Genomic DNA, 21,002 nt, shown 5'->3' with positions numbered 1-21,002 from the left:
ATCGACTTGAATGTTATCATTCGGCCTAGAAAATCTTACTAATCATCTATCCATCAGAGTCTTTCATGATCATCGAAAAAATTGCCAATGAGCTCAACGCGAGTGCAGCTCAAATTACTGCCGCTGTAAAATTATTAGATGAAGGTGCAACTGTTCCCTTTATTGCTCGCTATCGAAAAGAGGTGACGCAAGGCTTAGATGATACTCAACTGCGCACACTTGAACAGCGACTGGTTTATCTGCGCGATTTAGAAGATCGACGCAAAGTGATCATCAAATCGATTGATGAACAAGGCAAGTTAGACGAATCTTTGAAAACTAAATTACTCAGTGCAGACAATAAAACTGCGCTTGAAGATTTATATTTGCCATTTAAGCCGAAGCGCAGAACCAAAGGACAAATTGCCATTGAAGCTGGCTTAGAGCCACTTGCTGACACACTTTTTAATGACCCATCTGCAGACCCAGAAGCCTTAGCGCAAACCTTCATCAATGAAGAGAAAGGAATCACCGATTCCAAAGCTGCGCTCGACGGTGCAAAATTCATTTTGATGGAACGTTTTGCAGAAAACGCTGAGTTACTTGCCGCAATCAGAAGCTACCTAAACAAACATGCACACGTAAAAAGTAAAGTGCTTGCGGGTAAAGAAAAAGAAGGCGAAAAATATAGCGACTACTTTGAATATTCAGAAAGCTATTCTAAAGTGCCTTCACACCGTGCACTTGCGATCTTCAGAGGTCGAAACGAAGGGATCTTGCAGGTCAATATCGATGCTGATCCACAACAAGAAGACAGTGTTAAACACTCTCATTGCGAAGATATTATATGCAGAAGCCTAGGTTTAAACTTGCATAGCACCTCGCGTGATAAGTGGCTGCAAGGCGTTGTTCAGTGGGCGTGGAAAATTAAAATACTCTTGCATATGGAAACAGAGCTGTTTGGCAAACTGCGCGAACAAGCCGAAGAAGAAGCCATTAAAGTATTTGCTAAAAATCTAAATGATTTACTAATGGCTGCTCCGGCTGGCCCTAAAGTCACCATGGGTCTTGATCCTGGTTTGCGAACGGGGGTAAAAGTCGCAATTGTTGATGAAACCGGCAAGGTTTTACATACCACCACCATTTTTCCGCATCAGCCGCAAAACCAATTCGATAAATCAGCACGCACTTTGGCAACATTGTGTAAACAGCACAAGGTTCAGTTAATCAGTATCGGTAACGGCACTGGTTCTAGAGAAACAGACAAGCTTGTAAGTGAGGTACTCAAAGCCATTCCTGAGTTGGGTGTGCAAAAAATCGTGATCAGCGAAGCGGGCGCCTCGGTATACTCAGCGTCTGAACTTGCTTCAAAAGAACTACCAGGCATGGATGTATCTTTGCGCGGCGCAGTATCAATAGCACGCCGCTTACAAGACCCGCTTGCCGAGCTGGTGAAGATAGAGCCCAAAGCGATTGGAGTTGGCCAATATCAACATGACGTTAGCCAAAGCCTATTAGGCAAGTCACTTGATTTGGTGATAGAGGATTGTGTAAACGCGGTAGGCGTTGATTTAAATACTGCGTCTATTGCATTGCTCAGTCATGTGTCGGGACTGAACAAAACCCTTGCTCAAAATATCGTAAATTATCGCGATCAAAACGGTGCGTTTAATGATCGCAAAGCCTTGAAAAAAGTCGAACGTCTTGGTCCTAAGGCATTTGAGCAAGCAGCCGGATTTTTAAGAGTGATGAATGGCAGCAATCCATTGGATGCATCGGCCGTTCACCCAGAAGCATATCAAGTCGTGGATACGATTGTCGCTAAATCAGGCCATGCGGTTAACGATATGATTGGCAATACCGATTTGCTGAAACAGTTATCACCCGATGATTTTATTACCGATGAGTTTGGTCGCCCCACTGTTGTTGATATTTTAAAAGAGCTTGATAAGCCAGGCCGCGATCCACGTCCAGAATTCAAAACGGCAAGCTTTAAAGAGGGTGTTGAAACGGTTGCAGACCTTAAAGTCGGTATGATCTTAGAAGGCGTCATCAGCAACGTTGCTAACTTTGGTGCCTTTGTTGATATTGGCGTGCATCAAGATGGCTTAGTGCATATTTCTTCTATCTCGAATACCTTTATCAAAGATCCTCGCGAAGTCGTGAAAACAGGCGATGTTGTTAAAGTCAAAGTCATGGAAGTAGACACACAACGCAAGCGAATCTCGTTAACCATGCGTTTAGATGATGAGCCGACCGCCAATCAAGCAAATGCGTCAAAGCAGAAGCCTCAGACCAAGCAGCAAGCGCACAAAAAAGCGCCGAATAAACCAGCGAGTAATCAAAAGTCGTTTGGAAATGCGGCAATGGGTAATGCCTTTGCAGATGCATTTGCAAAGGCTAAAAAGTAGATAATAGGCGCTGTTAGTAAGCACTAAGTGTTACGAACTATGCGCTGAGTGAAACCCCGCTTTGTTGGCTTTTACCTATTTTTGAGTAAAAGCCATCAATAACGCTTTTAGTTTTTGCAACAGTATCGCTTTGTTCAAAACTGTTTGCATCAAATGATGAATCATTATCCGATGCTTGTTCGCCCGATGATTCCGTTAGTTCTTTAACGCGTTCTTGCGACATTTCAGAACGCGCAGCTTGTTCTTTTTGTGAGGCCTCTGACGCTACCTTATAGTCTTGAGTAGAGGGTTCAGCCGGTGCCAGTGCTGCGGCCTTAACTTGCTGCATTTTACGCACCGTTTCTTCTGGCTCTTTAGCTTCTGAAACGTCTATTTTGACTTCGCCCGCAACCGCATAGCGATTGCCATCAGGGCCTTTCTCATATTCGTAAGTAGGTGAGCCAGCGTATTGTCCACCCACGGCGGCGTGCGCCTGTTCGTGCAGTCGAACTTCTAAATCACGCGCCTTTAAATCGGCAATTTCTTTTTGCTCTTGCTGTTCTGATTGCTTATCTTTTGCGTCTTGTTTACCCGCTGATTCTTGCTGGGTATCGTTAGTTTGCTCGCCTATCGATGCTTGTGTCGGATCGAATGGCGTCGACTGCTGATTTGCACTGGGTTTTTCGTAAGTAGGATTGTTAAACGCATTTGACGAAGAACGCTCTTGCTCATTTGCAAGTCCTTTCTCGGTAGCTGATTTTTCGTTTTGAGCAAGTGCAGGAATGATCTCACGTTGCACGTTATCACGGCGCGCCGATTCTGTTCCAACGTTATTGGTTGGAAATCCGTTCGCAATGGGTAAAGGCGTGACAACGTTCATCGTATTTACTTACGCCAGTGTATCGATCAGTGTGCCAAGCATTTCATCGGCACGTTTAATTACGCTTGCCGAAGCCTGCGCTTGTAAACTGCCAGTGGTCAAGTCGACAACACTTTCGTTTAAGTTGCTTTGTGCTGGGCGCGTTGCGATGTTCGCAGCAGCCTCGGTGACCTTAGCTTCGCCGCGTTTGTAGCCTTCAAAACCAGAATACAATGCGGATTGAGCACCATTTATCGGTGAAATCATGTTTGAACCTCATAATCAAAACACTTTTCAGTGTGTCTAATTATCGACCAATTCTTTACAAAACTGAAGTTAAAATAGCTAATACTGACGGCAAAATAGGCTATCTGTTCAACTTTCGTACATATTTATTTACAGGTGACTATTTTTTATCAATAGAATTAGTGAGTTGAGTTTGATTCAAAAAGGCCATTATATCGTCATAAATTTGCTCGCAATCAGTGACAAATGGCGCGTGAGACGCTTTTTTGTGAACAATGCTAGTGCTATTTGGATGTAAATCCGCGATTTTTTCAATCACTTTATAGGGGATCAATAAATCCAATCGACCGTAGATACGCAGTGTTGGTAACACGATCTTACCGATGGCTTCACGTAAATCAACGGTACTTAACAAAGACAAGCCCGCATCTAGCAAAGCAGGATTAGGTGAAGGCTTTGATAAAAGTCGTTCAGATAAGGTTCTAATCGCGGCTTTTCTTGCAGAAATATCAGCAATCCCTTGCATTTGAATTGCTAAAAATCGATTTAAGGTCTTGCCGTGATCGTCACTTAGTTGACGATGGAATAAATCTAACACATTAGGTTTGATGCCCAACCAATCGTGACTTTCTTCAAACTTTGGCGTGCTTGCGATACACACAAGCCCTGATAATTTGCTAGGATCATCAATCGCAATCTTTTGAGCGACTAGCCCGCCTAGCGACCAACCTACCAATATTGAGTTTTCGGGAAGTCGCGTCTCTACCCAATTAGCTAAATAGACTAGGTTATAGTGTTCTGGCGTGACATCAACGTCATGAGCGTCACCATAGCCAGGTAAGTCGATACACTGACACTTTACATGCTTGTTTAACATATTAGTCAGTGACGTCCAAACGCCACTGTTCATACCCCAACCATGAAGAAAAACAAGCGTTGGTTCAGATCTAGACGACAGGCTACTAAGTTGATTCATCTTGCTAAACTACCTTTCAAATTTACGATTTTGCCATGTTGAAATATGACCAATAGACAGCGCCTTATTTTGCACTCAGCTTTAAATAAAATTAAGCAGATGCGTGATAACTTAATATCAAAAACAGCTGCGTTTATCGGCCACCAACATTGCTATTTCTGTCATCAAACGAGTGGATTACTAACCTGTCAATATTGTGAAAAAGACTTGCTTAACGGGCCTCAATCAAACATTTTTTTAACCCATTATTGGATGCATTCGACGCGCGTAAACCTACTCAACAATCCAAAAATTAATAAGCACTTACTGACCCCAAATTATGCTAATTTGATTGTCCTTAGTGAATACAAATGGCCAGTAGATAAACTCATTTTAGACTTAAAATTTGCTCAAAAGGTGTATTGCGCACATATCATTACCGACTGGTTTATTAAACGTGTGCATCCGCTTTGCCTTGAGTCTATAGAAGCACTAGTGCCAATCCCATTGAGCCATCTACGTTATATGCGACGCCAATATAATCAGGCACAAATTTTGGCGGATTTATTGGGGCAACACTTCTCTATTCCTGTCATCAATCCGTTGGCAAGAGTGCGACATACCCAAGCACAAGCCAAGCTGAATCCAGAGCAACGGCAAAGCAACCTTAAAGATGCCTTTGCTTGTGTTGACGAACTTCCTTATCAACACCTTGCGCTCATCGATGACGTGATCACAACTGGCGCAACCATCAATCAAGCTTGTAGTGCCTTGCAAGCCAAGCAAGCTGACTTGCAAATTACTGTCATCACAATGGCAATATCGTTAACCAGTGATGCTAAGACCTAAGCGTACTTACAAAAGACTAGACATAAAGATACTGTTTGCCATTAGCTTGTTAGTGCCGTCCCAATAACCTCTAAAGTGGATATTATCGACAAATGCAATGACCACACCTCTACCTTGTTGTTTAACCGTCAACGCAGTGGTATTGCCGATTAATGCTTGCAACTCATCCGCAGTGTAGCCAGCCACCAATGGTTTCTCTTTATAAATGGCAATATTTTCAAAGGGCTCAGCCGAGGTTTTCATCACCAGATTACTGGTTTTAAAGAATGCGAGCTCATCGTTTTCATAACCAAAAAATAGTGGATGAGTAAGGTCTATTTTCGCTTTGTAAACCGAACCTGCAATCAACTTCTTAGCGCGTAAGGCTTGACGGTCACCATAGGCTAGGCCCTGAGTCGAAAACGCATTATCAATATCTTCGTTGCTGAGGATCTTGTTATCAATCCACGAGTTCTTTGCAAACCAACTAACCGCGTTTTTCTGCCCGATTAACACGCCGCCTTTTTGCACCCAGTTTTCGATTTTTTCTAAGGTCGATTTTGATAATGACCCATAACGCCCATTGGCAAAGATAATGTGTGTATAACGATCGATATCCCAACGGTTAAGATCTTCTAAATCCCATAACGTCGCTGGCAAATTAACGCGAGTGTCTAGGTAGTGCCAAATTTCACCCACTTCATATTGTGAAGTACCTTTTCCACCCACCATTAGTACGTTTGGTAATTCCACTTTTGCAAACTGGCGACTGCCCAAATCAATGCCTTTTGAAGTTAGACCAGAGGTAATCGTCGTTAAATCTATCTTATGATCGTCAGCAAGTGTCTTAAGCGTAGCCTGCCAATTTTCAGGTTGTGCTAATGCGCGAGAAATCATCACGGCACCAGCATTAAAGTCTTTTTGAGTGCCTTGTGCATCAACAGTTGCGGCAAAGTCAGCTCCTGCTAATCGCACTTCAAAGTCTTTTTCTAACAATGATTGGAGTAATGCCGGTGCTTTTGCGTCGTGCCACTCAAATACATAGGCATAGGCGTTTTCGGCAATATTGCTATTGTCCACAACATGCTCAAAACCTTGCGACGTACTTGATATTTTGCGCGCAGCTCGTTGACTGACTGATTCATAAGGTAAGTTAAATGCTAGAGGCAAATTCCAGTTAGACACATCATAAAATGTGTTATCAACAAAGCGTTGGCGTTCAGAAAAAAGTGACCGAATCAAACGGTATTGAACTTGATTAACGGGCACATACACACTTTGTTCAGCATTAAAGGTTTTGTCGTCATAGAAAAAGTCTTTATCCAAGACTTCGTACTTAATCTTGTGTGATGTAAGGATGCTCAACGCACGCTCAAAAGCACTTTTGTTTTTGCTAGCTGAGACCACAAACCCGCCGATATCATCTTCTTTAATCAACGAAGCAGTATCTCTGTGGAATTGACTCTGATAGGCCAGAATAGCCGCTTTGTTTTCTTGAGAACCTTTAAAAGTCGATAAAGACGTTGTTACCTGGTTTTGTATACTGGCAGGAAAGCTAAGCTCACCGTTAATCGATTCTTGCAGATGACCACGACTGCTGGCTTGCTCAAACAATATCCCAATACTGCCATGCGCATCTGGATACGTTGAACCCTTGCCATAATAGAAATCGTCAAAGCTTTCTTCAGTAAAATAAAGCTGGTCAGTGTCGTCTAGCGCTTGTGCGTGGAAGTTACCCAAAGACTTTGTGAGTGTCACATTGGTGTCTGGTGTCCAAGGGTTTTTGCGCGAACTCACACCCGGTTGAAAGAAGTAAGTGCTGTTGGTACCCATTTCATGAAAATCAGTCAACACATGCGGTCGCCATTGATGGAACTGTTTGATTCTAGCTTGCGATTCTGGGTGCGTTAGTAAAAGCCAATCGCGGTTCAAATCAAACCAGTAGTGATTGGTCCGACCTGACGGCCAGTGTTCAATATGCTCGCGATGGCGAGGATCGGCGACGAGGTTTTTGCCTTTGTGCATATTAGCCCACTGCGCAAAACGCGATAGCCCGTCTGGATTGAGAGCAGGGTCAAGCAGGACAACGTTTTCAGCTAACAACGACAATACTTCTGGGCTTTGTGAAGCAGCAAGATGATATGCAATTAGCAAGGCCGCGTTCGCACCTGACGGCTCATTTCCGTGCACGCTATAACCCATATAGATAAAGAGTGGTGCATCTGATGGCGCAGCTTTGCCCGTTTGAATACGTTCTAGGTGAGCCTTTTGATAATCAGCTATTTTGTCGTGATTATCGGCAGCCGTTATCGTCATCAAAATCAAATCACGTTGTTCGTGAGTTTGACCTGTTGTAGTGATGGTAATGCGGTCAGAGGCTGCATCAAGCGCACGCATATAGCTTAATAGTTGGTCATGACGCACATGCCAAGTGCCTACTGGATAACCAAGTACCTGTTCAGGGGTTGGAATATCAGCGAGGTAATTTTGATTTTTAGGAAGGTAATCAAGATCGCTTGTAACCGTCTTTGCTGACGCAAAATGACAGAAAAATAAGAGTGCCGCGCATATTGACCACACTTTCCCACAGCGACCATTCGCATTTAACCTTCCAAACATAGTAAGTCCTCGTTCTTGAATAACGCCTAATCATACCCCATCTCTTAGCCATAAGGCGTTTAAAAAACAAGCGCATGAAAAAAACAGATAATACTTGAGTGTTTTACTCAAGTAATTTTGTTATTATGCATAGCAATTAAGTTTGTAACCAACAATGATAGAACATCAGAGGGTTAAATGATCACTATTTCTGAGTCTGCGCAAAGCCACTTCGCAAAATTATTATCGCAACAAGGCGATGGAACAAATATTCGTGTTTTTGTTGTTAACCCAGGTACATCAACCGCCGAGTGCGGTGTATCCTACTGTCCACCAGATGCAGTTGAAGATACAGACATTCGGTTAAATTTCAATGGGTTTGATGCAGTAGTCGACGCTGAAAGCGCACCGTTTTTAGAAGAAGCTGAAATCGACTTCGTGACTGACCAAATGGGCTCGCAACTCACGCTTAAAGCCCCTAACGCGAAAGCTCGTAAATTATCTGACGACGCACCACTAGTAGAACGAGTCAATTATCTGATTGAAACCGAAATCAATCCCTCACTCGCCAGTCATGGCGGAAAGGTCATGTTAGTCGAAATCACAACTGATGGCGTTGCTGTGCTTCAGTTTGGTGGCGGTTGTAACGGCTGTTCAATGGTCGATGTTACCCTTAAAGACGGTATCGAAAAGCAAATGCTTGAACAATTTGCTGGTGAGCTAACGGGTGTTAAAGATGCTACTGAGCATGAAGCGGGTGAGCATTCTTATTATTAAATTGTCTTACTATGAAAGTGTAGGTTATTTCGTTACCAAGGATGGTCACATACAGTTATCTATAAACTGCTCGTTCGGTGAAAGACCGCTTTTGATTATTGATCTACCTTCAAGCACTTAACAGTGCCATTAAACCAACCTTTCTAAATTTCATTGAAATGAAAAATAACTGAAGTACAAAAAAACCTCCACACTGCAGTGAATACTATCCAATAAAAGTCAATTGCTAACACCCAAGTGATATAATTTTAACAGTTTAAGTAGCAACTTGACTTTTTATAGAGCATCCCAAAAGGCGTTGAATTTATATTAATATGATTTTTCAAGTATTTACGAGAAAAGTGAGGTTCATAATTGTTGCAGTGATTGTATCACTGTTAATTGCGTGTGTTTGTCTAAACAATGCCTTTGCAAATGAAAACGCGCTTGTTCCATTGATAAAAGAGCCTAGACTTTCGTATATAAATACAAACCTAGGGTTAGATCAAGATACGATTCACTCCATTCTTATTGATTCTGAAAATTTCATGTGGCTGGCTACCGAAGAAGGCCTGAATAGATTTGACGGCGCAAGCTTACTGAAAGTGTCAGGAAAGCATAAAGAGCTGGATTCTTCATCGATATATCAGCTGTTTGAACATAGTAGCGGCAAAATTATTATCGGTACCGCTAGCTCAGGGATATTGAGCTTAGATAAGTCAAGCCAAGAGGTTATTACCTTATTAGATCCTAAAGACCTTGATCACGCTGAATGGTATCAGTATGTAGATAGCATCATTGAAGGCAAAAAGGACGAATTAATTGTCGGTTTGAGCCACTCAATTTACAGTTTGAATCTCGAAACTAATGAAAACGAACTGCTCTTTTCCCTAACTAAAGAACAGTACGACAATGGCGTCATTATCCGTACCTTATATTTAACTGATAACACCTTATTAATCGGCACAAACTTCGGATTAACTACCTTAGACTTAACAAACAAATCATCGGCTTTCATTTATGGAAATACAGACCAAAGTGAAGATAGTTTTAACGTTAAATTACTAACTGATTCACCTAAAGGTGAGTTATTGATTGGCACCGTCAAAGGCTTATTTGAAGTGTCGATTGCTGACATCTTGAAAGAAGCTAACAGCGATAAACCCGAATTAAAACTAAATACCATCTTGCCACTTCGCAATATTTGGGATCTTACCTTCGTTGATAGCGAAAACGCCTACATTGCAACTGACCTAGGATTGTTTGAACTCAAGTACAACGAGCTCACAAGCCGCTTTCTGTTTGCCCCATTCAAAGCATATGAAGTGCTATCTTCCTCTGAGATAACTACACTTGCTCATGATAAGGATGGCAACATATGGTTTGGGACACCCAAAAACGGGGCGATGCTCTGGTCACCCAAAAGCCTTCTTTTTACGAATATATATAACTCTTTATATCTGCCAGATCAAAAGCGACTAAGCGACAATATCGTTTATTCAGTCTTCGAATACGATTCGAATACGCTGTTCGTGGGCACTAGCAATGGATTAAACAAATACACATACAGCGACGGTCAAATCACACAATTCAATACCAGTCAAAGGAATGTAGGTGATTATACTGATTCTGAAATAATTGAAATGGCAAGTACGCAGACTGGTTTTTTATGGTTGAATACGCAAGACGGTCTTAGATACTATGACATTGATACAAACCGATTTGCTGCTTTACCCTTCAAATCTGAAGAGATAAATGACTTTCTGGAACAATATTTATACTCGGTGAATTTTGAAGATGAAGATCGTATTTGGCTAATTAGCCTCGATGGAATTTGGGTGTTCGACACTAATCCTGAAAAGCTAACTCAAGTTGAATTAGACGGCTCTGGTATAGACATAGCTGAAGTGTATTATTTTCTCGGCATAGACAAACATTCCAACTCCATGCTGTTAAGCACCCCGTCTCGGGTGTATGGAATAAATCTTGATGATCTTTCCGTAACACTAAAGCACTCGATCGCAAATGAAGGTAAAACAAACTTTGTGCCTACTCAATTTATACCTGCTGATAATGGCATATCATGGCTTGTATACGCAGGTTTGGGTTTATACAAAATAGATTCGAAGACGTTTTCTACTATCAGCAAATATTCGACTGATAATGTCCTCACAACCAACTTAATTTACGATGTAAAAAAAGACAAGGAGGGAGTGTTTTGGTTTTCATCCCACTCTGGCATACACACATTTGATGAGACAACAGAGCAAAGCGTTTCTTACAACTTTGAAAGCGGCCTTCCTACTTCAGAATTCAACCTTGGTGCTGGCGAGAAATTGCAAGATGGACGGTTTGTATATGGCAGCAACCTAGGCATTACTATATTTTCTCCATCAGAAATTAAAAAAGCGACCGAAGCGGAATCTGACGCGTTATCGATTACAAATGTATCCTTAAGCTCAAGAAGCATCAGCACGCCTCTCACACTTTTGAACGATTACACACTCAATTTAAAGCATGATGATTTTGGCTTAACCGTATTTGTATCATCAATGGCTTACAAGAACAAAAGCAATCAAACATTTAGATACACGATCAAAGAAAACAAAAATATACTGACATCAGCCGCAGTCAACGGTGCTTCTGTCTCTTTGCCAGCATTAAAGCCAGGAAACTATGAGCTTGAGATCACAAGTGCCGGCACTGATGCTTCACGCATGTATTTGAATGTCGCATACCCACCATTTCTTTCACCATTTGCCTACTTGATATATTTTTTGTTGAGCATTTCTATTCTTAGTTTTATCTATATCAAAAGACGAAAAGTTCGTTTGGTCATAGAAAGTGCCAATGCACAGGTTAGCGAATACAATAAGAGACTGACTGATGCATTAACTGCCAGTAACTCTGCAATTTGGTCGTACTCATCAGAAAAAGACTGCATATACGCTGATAGAGTTGCTCTCGATTTAAAGATCCAAAATAACTCTGCTATGAGCTTGCCTACGTATATTGAGCGCATGCATGAGCTTGACAAACCACGTTTCAATAAAGCATGGTTTTCACTTGTAAACAAAGAAAGTAGTAAACTTGATGTGAGTTACCGAGTCATGTCAGAGGAAGGGATTTGGATATGGTACAGAGATGTTGGTAGCCTGTATTCATTGCCCGATGGTCAATTTGAAATTAAAGGTACTTATAGCAATATCACTTCGTCCGTCGCGGCTGAAGAAAAGCTCAAACTATTGGGAAAAGCCTTTACACATACCAATGATTGGGTATTAATTTTTAATGCAGACAAACAATTAATCGCAACCAATCAAGCGGTCAAAAAGGCCTTTCGCGTGCCATCATCAGATGATGAGGAGGTGAGCAACCACCTTCTGTTAAAAAAATTTCCTGAGCTGAATGAGTCAACACTAATGCGTCTAAATCGTATCAGTGTTGGCGAGAGATACAAGGTTGAGCATACACTTGATATCTTTGGCGAAACTTCAACACTGCTAATGGATATAAACGCCGTCGCAAATGAACAAGCGCCTAGTAAAATCGATTATTATCTTATTATAGCAACTGACATAAGTGATCAAATCAAGGCGCAAAAAGAACTTCAAACTCTTGCCAAATACGACCCCCTTACGGGACTTATCAATCGTAATTTACTTATTGAAAGACTGAAACACTCAATTACCATCTCAGAAAAACATGATGAGATATTGGCTGTAATGTTTATTGATCTTGATAGATTCAAACCTATAAATGATAGCTTTGGTCATCAATATGGTGATGCTGTTTTAATCGAAGTAGCCAACCGAATAAAAAATAACTTTGAAGAACCAGACAGTGTCGCTCGAATTGGCGGCGATGAGTTTGTGGTCGTGATTGAAGACGCTGCAGACCTTGATAGAATAAACAAAAGAGTCAATAACTTATTACACGAGTTGGAAAAAACCATCATCGTTCAAAACCAAGAAGTCAGCATTTCTGCGAGTATTGGTATAGCTCTTTATCCTGCTGATTCAGACGATCCAGAACACCTGATTAAAGATGCTGATATTGCAATGTTTGCAGCCAAAGAACAAGGCCGAAACCGCTATCAATACTTCACTCAGTCGATGAATGACGAAGTGCATGCGCAAACTATCTTACAAGGTAAAATCAAAAACGCAGCAAAAAACAACGCCTTCACTAACTACTATCAGCCTATAGTCAACATACAAACTGGCGAAACAGCTGGCTATGAAATGCTGATGCGTTGGTTCGATGATGGTAATTTTATGTCTCCTTCAGACTTTATACCTGTTGCTGAGCAAATCGGCTGTATTGTTGATATGACCATGAACGCTATAGAAAAAACAATATATGCAATTTCAGATTGGCGCAAAAAGGGTTTTGAGGGATATGTAGCAATTAACCTTTCCGCTCGTCACTTTTCTAAACGACCTGATTTCGATATCATAATTAAATGGCTATATACATGTAATGTGCCAGCAAGTTGTTTACGATTCGAAATTACAGAGGGTTTATTAGTTAACAATGATGTCAACACGCTAGAATACATGCGCGAAATGCGCGAGCTTGGTTTTAAAATATCCTTGGACGATTTTGGTACAGGCTACTCTTCGTTGAGTTACGTCAGAGACTTCCCTATTGATGTACTTAAAATTGATCGCTCGTTTGTGATGCATATGCTCAAAGATAAGAGCACCGAATCAATCGTTCGCGCCACTTTATTTATGACCGAGCTATTAGGCTTAGACACCGTTGCAGAAGGTGTGGAAACAAAAGAAGAATTAGATTACTTTAAACAAAACGGCTGTCGATATGTACAAGGGTTTTATTTTTCAAGGCCGCTTCCAAGTGCAGAGGTCGAGAAGACTATAAACAAACAATGGACCGTGCGAGATTCAGTCGAGTTTAGGTCATTTGTTGATTCTCGCTAATCCAGTAACTTAGCGCCACCACCAGACGCCAATCTCATGAACGCCGCCGCTAAAAACACGCCTCTACAAGCAAGAAATGCCATTAGAGCAAACCACAAAGCATGATTCCCATGATGCTCAAACAATAAAAACATTGGAATAAACCCAAACAATACGCTCATAATCATGGTGTTTCGCATCTCTACCGCTCTTGTCAGCCCAACAAAAACGCCATCGTATAAAAAGCACCAGTGTGCAATTAAAGGCAGACTGATGATCACAAGATAATAATTATCTAATTCTTTATTCAAAGCTTCTTGGTTAGTCAGTAAACTAACGATGTTCTCAGCAAATATAGCAAAGACTAAAGCGTATAAAAATGCAATCAAGCTCGACCAAATCAAACCATGACTGACGCTTCTTTTAATCCTTTGTACATCCTTTTGTCCTTTTGCTTCTCCCACAAGTGCTTCGACTGCGTTCGCAATACCATCTAAACCGAGTGCAATAAGTGCAAAGAATTGCATTAATATCGCATTTGAAGCAGCGCTTAGTGGACCATATTGAGCACCATTAAACGTAATAAATGCCAGCGTAAACTGCAGTGCTAAATTGCGCAGTAAGATATTAGAGTTGAGTTGTAATACTTTGCGCATTTCAAGAATCGACAACCAAGTACGTTTAAATTCTTTAATGACTAAGGGTCTAAAAACAAGCACTAAACTTATGATTAATAAGCTGTAATCCGCGAGGACAGTACCAAGGGCCACACCTCTAATTCCCAAATCTAACAGGTACACAAAACACAGGCTAAAAATGATATTAAGTAGGTTGACTAGGACTTGTAGCCCCATCACCAGCTTGGTTTGCTGTTGCCCTATCAACCAGCCAATCAACGCTAAGTTAATAAGCGAAGCGGGTGCACTCCAAATTCTCACTAAAAAATAGTCACTGGTGCTTTGATTCACATTGACATCAGTACTAGCAAACCATAATCCAAGCTTGAGTAAAGGTAGTTGTAATAAAATTAGTACTAAACCAATCGAAAGTCCGACAAATAAAGCCTGTACAATGACTTTAAGTTGCTGTTGAGAAGAGGCATGTTTAGATTGTGCGCTTAAGCCTGTTACCGACATTTTAAGAAAGCCACACACCCAAATTATTTGTGTGAAGATTAGGCTTGCGATGGACGCGCCGGCTAAATAATAGGTTTCGTCCATATGACCCAGTATCGCAGTATCGATTAAGCCTAAAAGCGGCACGGTAATATTGGCTAAAATAAGTGGAGCGGCGAGCACAATAATTGAAAAAAATGAGCTTCTTGGTAGGGCTTGATTTGGCATTGAGTGAAAACAGCTTATACTGATAAGTTAAAGAAAAGCCTTAAGTAAAGCAAAGGCATGTTTAAATCTTTGAGCAACCGCGCAAAAGGAAAGCAATCAAATATGGCAATTTCTCGTGTAATAAGAAAAAGCTTTAACATCTGCGCATTCATCTTGTTAATGAGTATACACAGTATTAGTGTCGCTAGCCCACACGTCAGTATCTTGCAGTACCATCACGTGTCTGAAACTACTCCCGATATTACCTCGATTACGCCTACCAAGTTTGTCGAGCACCTCGAATATCTGTCCGAGCATCATACCGTTGTGAGCCTAGAGGATGTAGAAGAATCAATAAAACAAAAAAAAGCGCTTCCTGAATTCGCAGTTGCGATTACCTTTGATGATGGCTACAAAAATATTTTAGAGAACGCACACCCGCTGTTAAAGCAATATGGCTATGCCTACACAGTCTTTATTAACCCAGCGCAAATTGGCAGCTCACCTTCGCAGCTTACTTGGGAAGAGGTAAAGCAAATGTCGAAAGAAGGGGTCACCTTTGCCAACCATACTGTTGATCATGCTCATCTACTAGAAATGCTTGAAAATGAAAGCGAAAGCGATTGGCTAGCTAGGGTGAAACGAGATGTTGAAATGGCAGAAACGATCATCACTCAACAAGTAGGATATAGCCGCAAATGGTTGGCCTATCCGTTTGGTGAGTTTGATGGACGCTTAAAAAACATGCTCTCCGAAATGGGTTATTTAGCGTTTGGACAACAATCAGGTGCGGCTGCTTGGTATGTCGATCTACAAGGTTTACCAAGATTTCCAGCCTCAGGCAGATATGCTGACTTAAACAGCCTAAAAACAAAGCTAAGAAGCCTAGCAATGCCCGTCATCAAAAAGACGCCTAACGACCCCAAGGTAAAACTCAATACAAGTTCGCTGGCGGTTTCTTTAGTAGTAGACACTCAAGACTTCTTACCTGACCGTTTTGCTTGCTATTACTTAGGTGACAAGATGGATGTAAGCATACAACCAGTATCCAAATCCAAACTAGCCGCACACGAGCTTATTAATGAAAAAGCCGTGTTACATAACTTTGCGTTTTCAATCAATCGCAAATTTAATCCGGGTAGAAGCCGGGTAAATTGTACGGCCCCCAGTTTAACTAGAGGCGGTAGGTTTTATTGGTATTCGTTGCCGTTTTTTACTGCAACGGCGCAAGGTACGTATCCTGACTAGTAACTATCATTGGATATTCAATCATAATATTAGATTTTTCAAAGCACCTAGCTAAGGTTTGCTAGATACTCTCTATTGGTCGGCAGTTGCTTAATTAATTGCTGCTTTAGCAAATAGTTTTCATCTCGTATACGATTGAGCCTTTTCGTTGTATCGGTTTGCTGATTCAAAAGCTGCTGGTGTGAAGTTTTAAACTGCATGCCATAAAGGACAAACTGCTTACTGGCGGAAGAAAACAATTCAAACCGGTTCATACTTTCATAAAGCCATGGACTTTGTGTGCGCCAAAGGATCAAACTCTCTTTTAAGGTTTCGGGAATACTATTGGCCTCTCGATGAGCACACCAGTATTCGCTATCTTTTCTATCGCTTAATACATAGTGCAGCTTTAAAAAATCAACGATTTCTATCCAGCGTTCAGTTGTGACTGAATTGAAGCGTTTGGCCAATACGTTCATTGCCTTGTGATCATTTGTAATTTGTTCACTTACCCATTGGGCTGATTTTTCAATCAGTACCATTGCAGTCGCTTCCAAAGGTTCAACAAATCCAGCTGATACTCCTATGGCAACACAGTTTTTATGCCAAAATTTTTGTCTGTAACCAGGTGTAAACTTGATGGTTCGGGTACTCACATCGCTTCGTGCTAGTTTGGGATCTTGCTCGATGTATCGCTTTAAACTTACTTCGGCGTTACTGTCAGTTTCAAAACGGCTTGAATATACGTATCCTATCCCTCGCCTATTTTGCAGAGCAATATCCCAAATCCAGCCATTCGATTGAGCAGTGGCAATCGTACTCGATGCGATCTCAGTTTTGTCATCTGCATGTTCTACCTGTGCCGCAATGGCTCGGTCGTTAAATAGTACATCTGAGCAAGTTTTAAAGGGTATACCATAGTGTTTATCGATTAAAATTGAGGTAAAACCACTACAATCAATAAACATATCACCTTCAACAGTGCCTCTGTCTTTTAAATTGAGATGAGAAATATAACCATCTTTGTCATTTACGACGCCTTGAACATGATCTTGTATATAATTGACTCCAAATACTGTCTCACAATGCGATTGCAATAAGGCGACGAACTTATTGGCGTCTAAGTGATACCCATAATTTAGCGCAAAAGCGTAGTCTTTCATTGTCGATAGTTTCGGCGCAAGTGCTTGCTCACACGCAGCGCTTTGTGCACAGACAAAATCTGCAAAATCTTGTTCGTTTGAAGGCTGCCAGTGCTCAGCAAGATTAAATGCTCCGTATGAACTTGGCAGAGTAAACGGGTGGTAATAGTGATTATTTTGAGTATGCCAATTAACGAATTTTGATGCTTGCTTAAAACTTGCATTGCACTTTTTGAGTAATTCGCGTTCGCTGATACCAATGCTCCGAAGTGTCTCTCGCATTGTGGGCCACGTGCCTTCACCTACTCCTAAATTTTTGACATCAGGCGATTCGATCAAGCTGATCTGAACAGCATTTTGACCGTGCTTTAAATGCGAGTTTTTGGCAGCAATGATAGCAGCGGTGAGCCATCCTGCAGTTCCGCCACCCACTATTACAATGCTTGTCACGCTTGCTCTTTCTCCATTTGTTGAAGATGACTGTCGCAATATTGCTTTAAAAAGTCGACGTGAGTCGGTAATTGAGCCACCGCTTTTTCTACCATCTGTTTATAACTCGAAAGTTGCTGGTGTAATCCCTTTGTTTCAATCACCTTGGCTCCAAGATGATGTTGCTTTGGAAAAATGCCTTGCCCCATCATTACTTGGACCCATGAATCAACTCTAAACAAACCAACCTCGTCAGGCCATGCGTATGCATTTTCTTTAAAGATTTGCATACGGTGGTTGAGCGTCTCAGGAATTTGCATATTTTTATAGTGTCGCCAAAACTCGCTGTCTTCTCGCTCAGTAAGGTGATAATGCAATATAATAAAATCACGAATACTCTCTAGTTCTTTATTTGTCTCTTGATTGAAACGTTCTGCTTGGAAGCTTGTGGACTCACTAATAGGGAAGAGTTTCATCAGACGCACCAACGCAGTCGTGACTAGATGTATACTCGTGGATTCTAAAGGTTCAATAAATCCATTTGCTAGTCCAATGGCGACGCAGTTTTTATACCATGCTTTTTGACGCCTGCCCGTTCTAAACTTGAGTTTACGAGGCTCGCTAATCATTTTTCCCTTTAAGTTTTGGGTTAATAGATCAAGCGCAGCTTGGTCTCCTAAAAACTGATTACTAAATACTAACCCATTGCCAGTGCGGTGTTGTAAAGGTATACGCCATTGCCAACCTGCACTGTGAGCCGTTGCAACAGTAAATGGCTTTGGATCTTCTACAGATTCGGTTTGCACGGCAAAAGCACTATCAGCAGCTAAATAATGCCCCCAGTCTTCAAACACAACACCAAGACTTTCACCCAACAATAATGACTTAAACCCAGTACAATCAATGAAAAAATCACCGTCAATTTGCAAACCATTATCTAAATAAAGGCATGAAATATTGCCATTCGCATGGTTTGAGATGTGTGTTATTTTTCCTTCTACACGCTTTACCCCCAGCGCTTCACTCTTACCTCTTAGATACTGCGCATACGCAGTTGCGTTGAGGTGGTATGCGTAATTAATAGACCGATTACCTAATTTTGTAGCAAATTTATTAGCTTTAGCTGCTTTTAATTCAAGGCAATAATCATCAAGACTGCCGCCAAACCCATTGGCCTTTGCCTCCATCCAAAACTCATGAAATTCAACCATCCAAGAACGCTGTCCAATTTCGCCAAATGAGTGCATATATGATTGCTGTTGTTGCCCCCAATTTTCAAACTCGATCCCAAGTTTAAAGGTAGCTTGAGTCGCTCTCATAAACTCTTGTTCATCGATTCCAATTAACTGATGATAGTTACGCATTGTCGGGATCGTTGCTTCACCAACGCCAACGGTACCGATGTGATCTGACTCAATTAAGGTGATATCCAACACTGCGCCCAAGCGAGCAATCAAGCTGTATGCACTTAACCAACCCGATGTTCCGCCACCAGCAATCACTACCTTTGTCTTTTTATTCATATACTTTTATCGATTTAAATTGTTGAGAAGTGTCGCTCTGAGTCGTCTAGCAGCCACATCATCAATATCACCTAGAGGGCCTAAAGCAGCAGTGGGTAAATGCGAAGTCACTTTATTGGACTCTCCAAAGACGTAATAATCGTAAAGAGCCTTCCACGCTTGCTTCTCATGTAAAGGCCTATCGCGGATACTTAGCATGCCGTGCATGAGTGCATCCATAGGATTGCCCATAAAGGCAGGTGCTGTCATCCACCAGAAATTAATCATCACATTAAAACGATCGAATGCTTGTACTTGGTGCCACCACATACTTGGATAATAGAGTGCATCACCGGGCTCCATATCGACAATGAGTGCATTGTCTAGCGCAGCACTTAATCGTGGGAATTTGTCAAAATCGGGCTCATTAAGATCAGCCATTGTCACGACTTGGCCACCTGGGGTCGGGCTAAGCGGTCCCGGATACAGATTTTCTGCTTGTTCAGGTGGAAACAGCGTGAATCGCCTTTTTCCAAAAACGCAACAGGCGATATTGGCGGGCAAGTCAAAATGAGCTGCGGCTATGGACTCGGTGCCTAACCAAATCTTTGCTACAGGACGATTGTTAGCAAATTGCGGATGATTGAAATTCAGTACATGATTTTCACTTAATGACGGAAAACCATCTTCTAGACGCAAAGAGTTAATATATAAATAATCGTGCTCTTGGTTGTCAATTTGCGAACGTATATGCGACAGCACTTTAGTTAAGTTGGATTTATGACTCGAATAATTAAACCCTGAGCATGTGTCATTGTAAGTAAAATTAGCGTTTATACTTGGCTCACCTTGATAAACCAAAAACGGGCGTTGGCTATCATGCGCAGCAAGTTCTGCCATAACACTGTTTTGGCCTTCTTGTTTGCCTTTGAGCACCAATGGCCAATCCTTTACTAAACCTTTGAGTAAAATAGGTTGGTTAGTGCTAAATAGTTCATCAAATGGAATCGATTCCGGGGTCAATCCATCCAGAATTTTAATTTCAGTGTTCACTAGGTATCACTTGATTCTTTATATCAATCATATGCTGAAAATTACTTAAAGAAGACAAAAGGTAAAACAGCACACTCAAAACACCAAATTTATTTAACTTTTCAAGTGCTTCGCCAGATAATGAAGTGAGCGTATCTTGTCGAATGGTGTAATATCCTTGAAGATTTATTTCTTCTTCACTGTTTAGTTTTATTTGAATAGATAAGGGTTCAAGCAGGTCAAATTCATTGATCATCGCAAAGAGCGTTGCATTGTATTTCATACCCATTTGAATAAGCTGTAGGGAAGATTTGATATCTTGCAGTAAGGGCGCTTCGCCACCAAATGGCAGAAATATAGCCTCACCCTGCTCAGCACTCACTCGAGGATCATCAACATCTATACAAATCAGAGGGTTTTCTTGGCTGGCAGTGTTGTTGGTATCTTCAGTATTAGCGTATCCAAGACTGAAGGGGCCTCGTTTAAGCAAAGCAGGTGCGTGCTTGGATATCCACCCATTTTCATCTACAAATAAATTTTCGTCTTTCTCAAACCCTAAAATAGCATGTAGTTGCAGATCGTTTTCGTCTTCATCTTTGTGAATAACGAGGGGAAATTCTTTGTGTAAATTAGCAACCTCACTGACATATACAAGCGAACGGTTAACAGATAACCCTTCTCCATGAGATTCGATTGGTCGTATCTTTAAATCTTTATGCTCAATATTGTTGAGAACTTCTATTGTTGCCATATTGTTTTTTTACTCGCTGTATCGTTACATCGCCCTATCGTCGTTAGAGTGTATCAGTAAAAAG

At 41.3% G+C, this 21,002-nt stretch carries 14 protein-coding genes; 5 read left to right on the top strand and 9 right to left on the bottom strand.

Going from position 1 to position 21,002, the window contains the following annotated elements:
• The first annotated feature begins 65 nt into the window (after window positions 1-65).
• Complete coding sequence (locus KUL10_RS08310) at window positions 66-2,390, top strand: Tex family protein (protein ID WP_110428467.1); 2,325 nt, start codon at window positions 66-68, stop codon at window positions 2,388-2,390.
• A 37-nt stretch (window positions 2,391-2,427) separates the two neighbouring features.
• Here the strand turns inward: KUL10_RS08310 and KUL10_RS08305 are convergent, their stop codons facing one another.
• From KUL10_RS08305 to bioH, 3 genes are all read right to left on the bottom strand, one after another.
• A complete protein-coding gene (locus tag KUL10_RS08305) occupies window positions 2,428-3,249 on the bottom strand; it encodes a putative metalloprotease CJM1_0395 family protein (RefSeq protein WP_110428466.1) in 822 nt (273 codons plus the stop codon).
• Window positions 3,250-3,258: 9 nt separating this feature from the next.
• Window positions 3,259-3,495, bottom strand: a complete 237-nt coding sequence (locus tag KUL10_RS08300) for a hypothetical protein (RefSeq protein ID WP_110428465.1) — start codon at window positions 3,493-3,495, stop codon at window positions 3,259-3,261.
• A 139-nt stretch (window positions 3,496-3,634) separates the two neighbouring features.
• The gene (gene bioH, locus KUL10_RS08295; RefSeq protein ID WP_110428464.1) at window positions 3,635-4,450 is read right to left on the bottom strand and encodes a pimeloyl-ACP methyl ester esterase BioH; all 816 of its coding nucleotides are present in this window, start codon (window positions 4,448-4,450) and stop codon (window positions 3,635-3,637) included.
• Window positions 4,451-4,495: 45 nt separating this feature from the next.
• On the opposite strand from bioH, the gene KUL10_RS08290 reads away from it, so the two are divergent.
• Window positions 4,496-5,278, top strand: coding sequence for a ComF family protein (locus KUL10_RS08290; RefSeq protein ID WP_110428463.1), 783 nt, complete (start codon window positions 4,496-4,498; stop codon window positions 5,276-5,278).
• Window positions 5,279-5,284: 6 nt separating this feature from the next.
• On the opposite strand, the gene KUL10_RS08285 is transcribed toward KUL10_RS08290, so the two are convergent.
• Window positions 5,285-7,876, bottom strand: coding sequence for a M14 metallopeptidase family protein (locus KUL10_RS08285; protein ID WP_110428462.1), 2,592 nt, complete (start codon window positions 7,874-7,876; stop codon window positions 5,285-5,287).
• A gap of 177 nt (window positions 7,877-8,053) precedes the next feature.
• Between KUL10_RS08285 and nfuA the strand changes: the two genes are divergently transcribed.
• Both nfuA and KUL10_RS08275 read left to right on the top strand, forming a co-directional pair.
• Window positions 8,054-8,632, top strand: coding sequence for a Fe-S biogenesis protein NfuA (nfuA, locus tag KUL10_RS08280; protein ID WP_110428461.1), 579 nt, complete (start codon window positions 8,054-8,056; stop codon window positions 8,630-8,632).
• Window positions 8,633-8,973: 341 nt separating this feature from the next.
• The gene (locus KUL10_RS08275; RefSeq protein ID WP_158525346.1) at window positions 8,974-13,554 is read left to right on the top strand and encodes an EAL domain-containing protein; all 4,581 of its coding nucleotides are present in this window, start codon (window positions 8,974-8,976) and stop codon (window positions 13,552-13,554) included.
• On the opposite strand, the gene KUL10_RS08270 is transcribed toward KUL10_RS08275, so the two are convergent.
• Window positions 13,551-14,876 (bottom strand): MATE family efflux transporter, encoded by a 1,326-nt coding sequence (locus KUL10_RS08270; RefSeq protein WP_110428459.1) that lies wholly within the window; start codon window positions 14,874-14,876, stop codon window positions 13,551-13,553. The genes KUL10_RS08275 and KUL10_RS08270 overlap by 4 nt on opposite strands.
• Window positions 14,877-14,978: 102 nt before the next feature.
• Here KUL10_RS08270 and KUL10_RS08265 point away from each other — a divergent pair, with 102 nt between their 5' ends.
• Window positions 14,979-16,103, top strand: coding sequence for a polysaccharide deacetylase family protein (locus KUL10_RS08265; RefSeq protein ID WP_158525345.1), 1,125 nt, complete (start codon window positions 14,979-14,981; stop codon window positions 16,101-16,103).
• 47 nt (window positions 16,104-16,150) lie between these two features.
• On the opposite strand, the gene KUL10_RS08260 is transcribed toward KUL10_RS08265, so the two are convergent.
• The 4 genes from KUL10_RS08260 to KUL10_RS08245 are packed head-to-tail and all read right to left on the bottom strand — an operon-like array spanning window position 16,151 to window position 20,938.
• Window positions 16,151-17,674, bottom strand: a complete 1,524-nt coding sequence (locus tag KUL10_RS08260; protein WP_110428457.1) for a tryptophan halogenase family protein — start codon at window positions 17,672-17,674, stop codon at window positions 16,151-16,153.
• A complete protein-coding gene (locus KUL10_RS08255) occupies window positions 17,671-19,176 on the bottom strand; it encodes a tryptophan halogenase family protein (RefSeq protein ID WP_110428456.1) in 1,506 nt (501 codons plus the stop codon). The genes KUL10_RS08260 and KUL10_RS08255 overlap by 4 nt, the downstream gene beginning before the upstream one ends.
• Before the next feature lie 6 nt (window positions 19,177-19,182).
• Entirely contained in the window at window positions 19,183-20,208 is a 1,026-nt protein-coding gene (locus KUL10_RS08250; RefSeq protein WP_110428455.1) for a cupin-like domain-containing protein, read from the bottom strand.
• Window positions 20,198-20,938 carry a SapC family protein gene (locus KUL10_RS08245; RefSeq protein ID WP_110428454.1) on the bottom strand — a complete coding sequence of 247 codons (741 nt, stop codon included), beginning with the start codon at window positions 20,936-20,938 and terminating at the stop codon, window positions 20,198-20,200. The genes KUL10_RS08250 and KUL10_RS08245 overlap by 11 nt, the downstream gene beginning before the upstream one ends.
• Window positions 20,939-21,002 lie beyond the last annotated feature (64 nt).

Origin of the sequence: Glaciecola sp. KUL10, from assembly GCF_003203515.1 — a bacterium.
Classification (GTDB): domain Bacteria; phylum Pseudomonadota; class Gammaproteobacteria; order Enterobacterales; family Alteromonadaceae; genus Glaciecola.
This window is presented reverse-complemented; position numbering and strand designations above follow the sequence as displayed.

Bases quoted from the DNA above. Each gene is read 5' to 3' on its own strand.
- KUL10_RS08300 (WP_110428465.1), bottom strand. From the start codon at position 3,495: ATGATTTCACCGATAAATGGTGCTCAATCCGCATTGTATTCTGGTTTT.
- KUL10_RS08290 (WP_110428463.1), top strand. From the start codon at position 4,496: ATGACCAATAGACAGCGCCTTATTTTGCACTCAGCTTTAAATAAAATT.
- KUL10_RS08285 (WP_110428462.1), bottom strand. From the start codon at position 7,876: ATGTTTGGAAGGTTAAATGCGAATGGTCGCTGTGGGAAAGTGTGGTCA.
- KUL10_RS08255 (WP_110428456.1), bottom strand. From the start codon at position 19,176: ATGAATAAAAAGACAAAGGTAGTGATTGCTGGTGGCGGAACATCGGGT.
- bioH (WP_110428464.1), bottom strand. From the start codon at position 4,450: ATGAATCAACTTAGTAGCCTGTCGTCTAGATCTGAACCAACGCTTGTT.
- KUL10_RS08270 (WP_110428459.1), bottom strand. From the start codon at position 14,876: ATGCCAAATCAAGCCCTACCAAGAAGCTCATTTTTTTCAATTATTGTG.
- nfuA (WP_110428461.1), top strand. From the start codon at position 8,054: ATGATCACTATTTCTGAGTCTGCGCAAAGCCACTTCGCAAAATTATTA.
- KUL10_RS08310 (WP_110428467.1), top strand. From the start codon at position 66: ATGATCATCGAAAAAATTGCCAATGAGCTCAACGCGAGTGCAGCTCAA.
- KUL10_RS08265 (WP_158525345.1), top strand. From the start codon at position 14,979: ATGGCAATTTCTCGTGTAATAAGAAAAAGCTTTAACATCTGCGCATTC.
- KUL10_RS08245 (WP_110428454.1), bottom strand. From the start codon at position 20,938: ATGGCAACAATAGAAGTTCTCAACAATATTGAGCATAAAGATTTAAAG.
- KUL10_RS08305 (WP_110428466.1), bottom strand. From the start codon at position 3,249: ATGAACGTTGTCACGCCTTTACCCATTGCGAACGGATTTCCAACCAAT.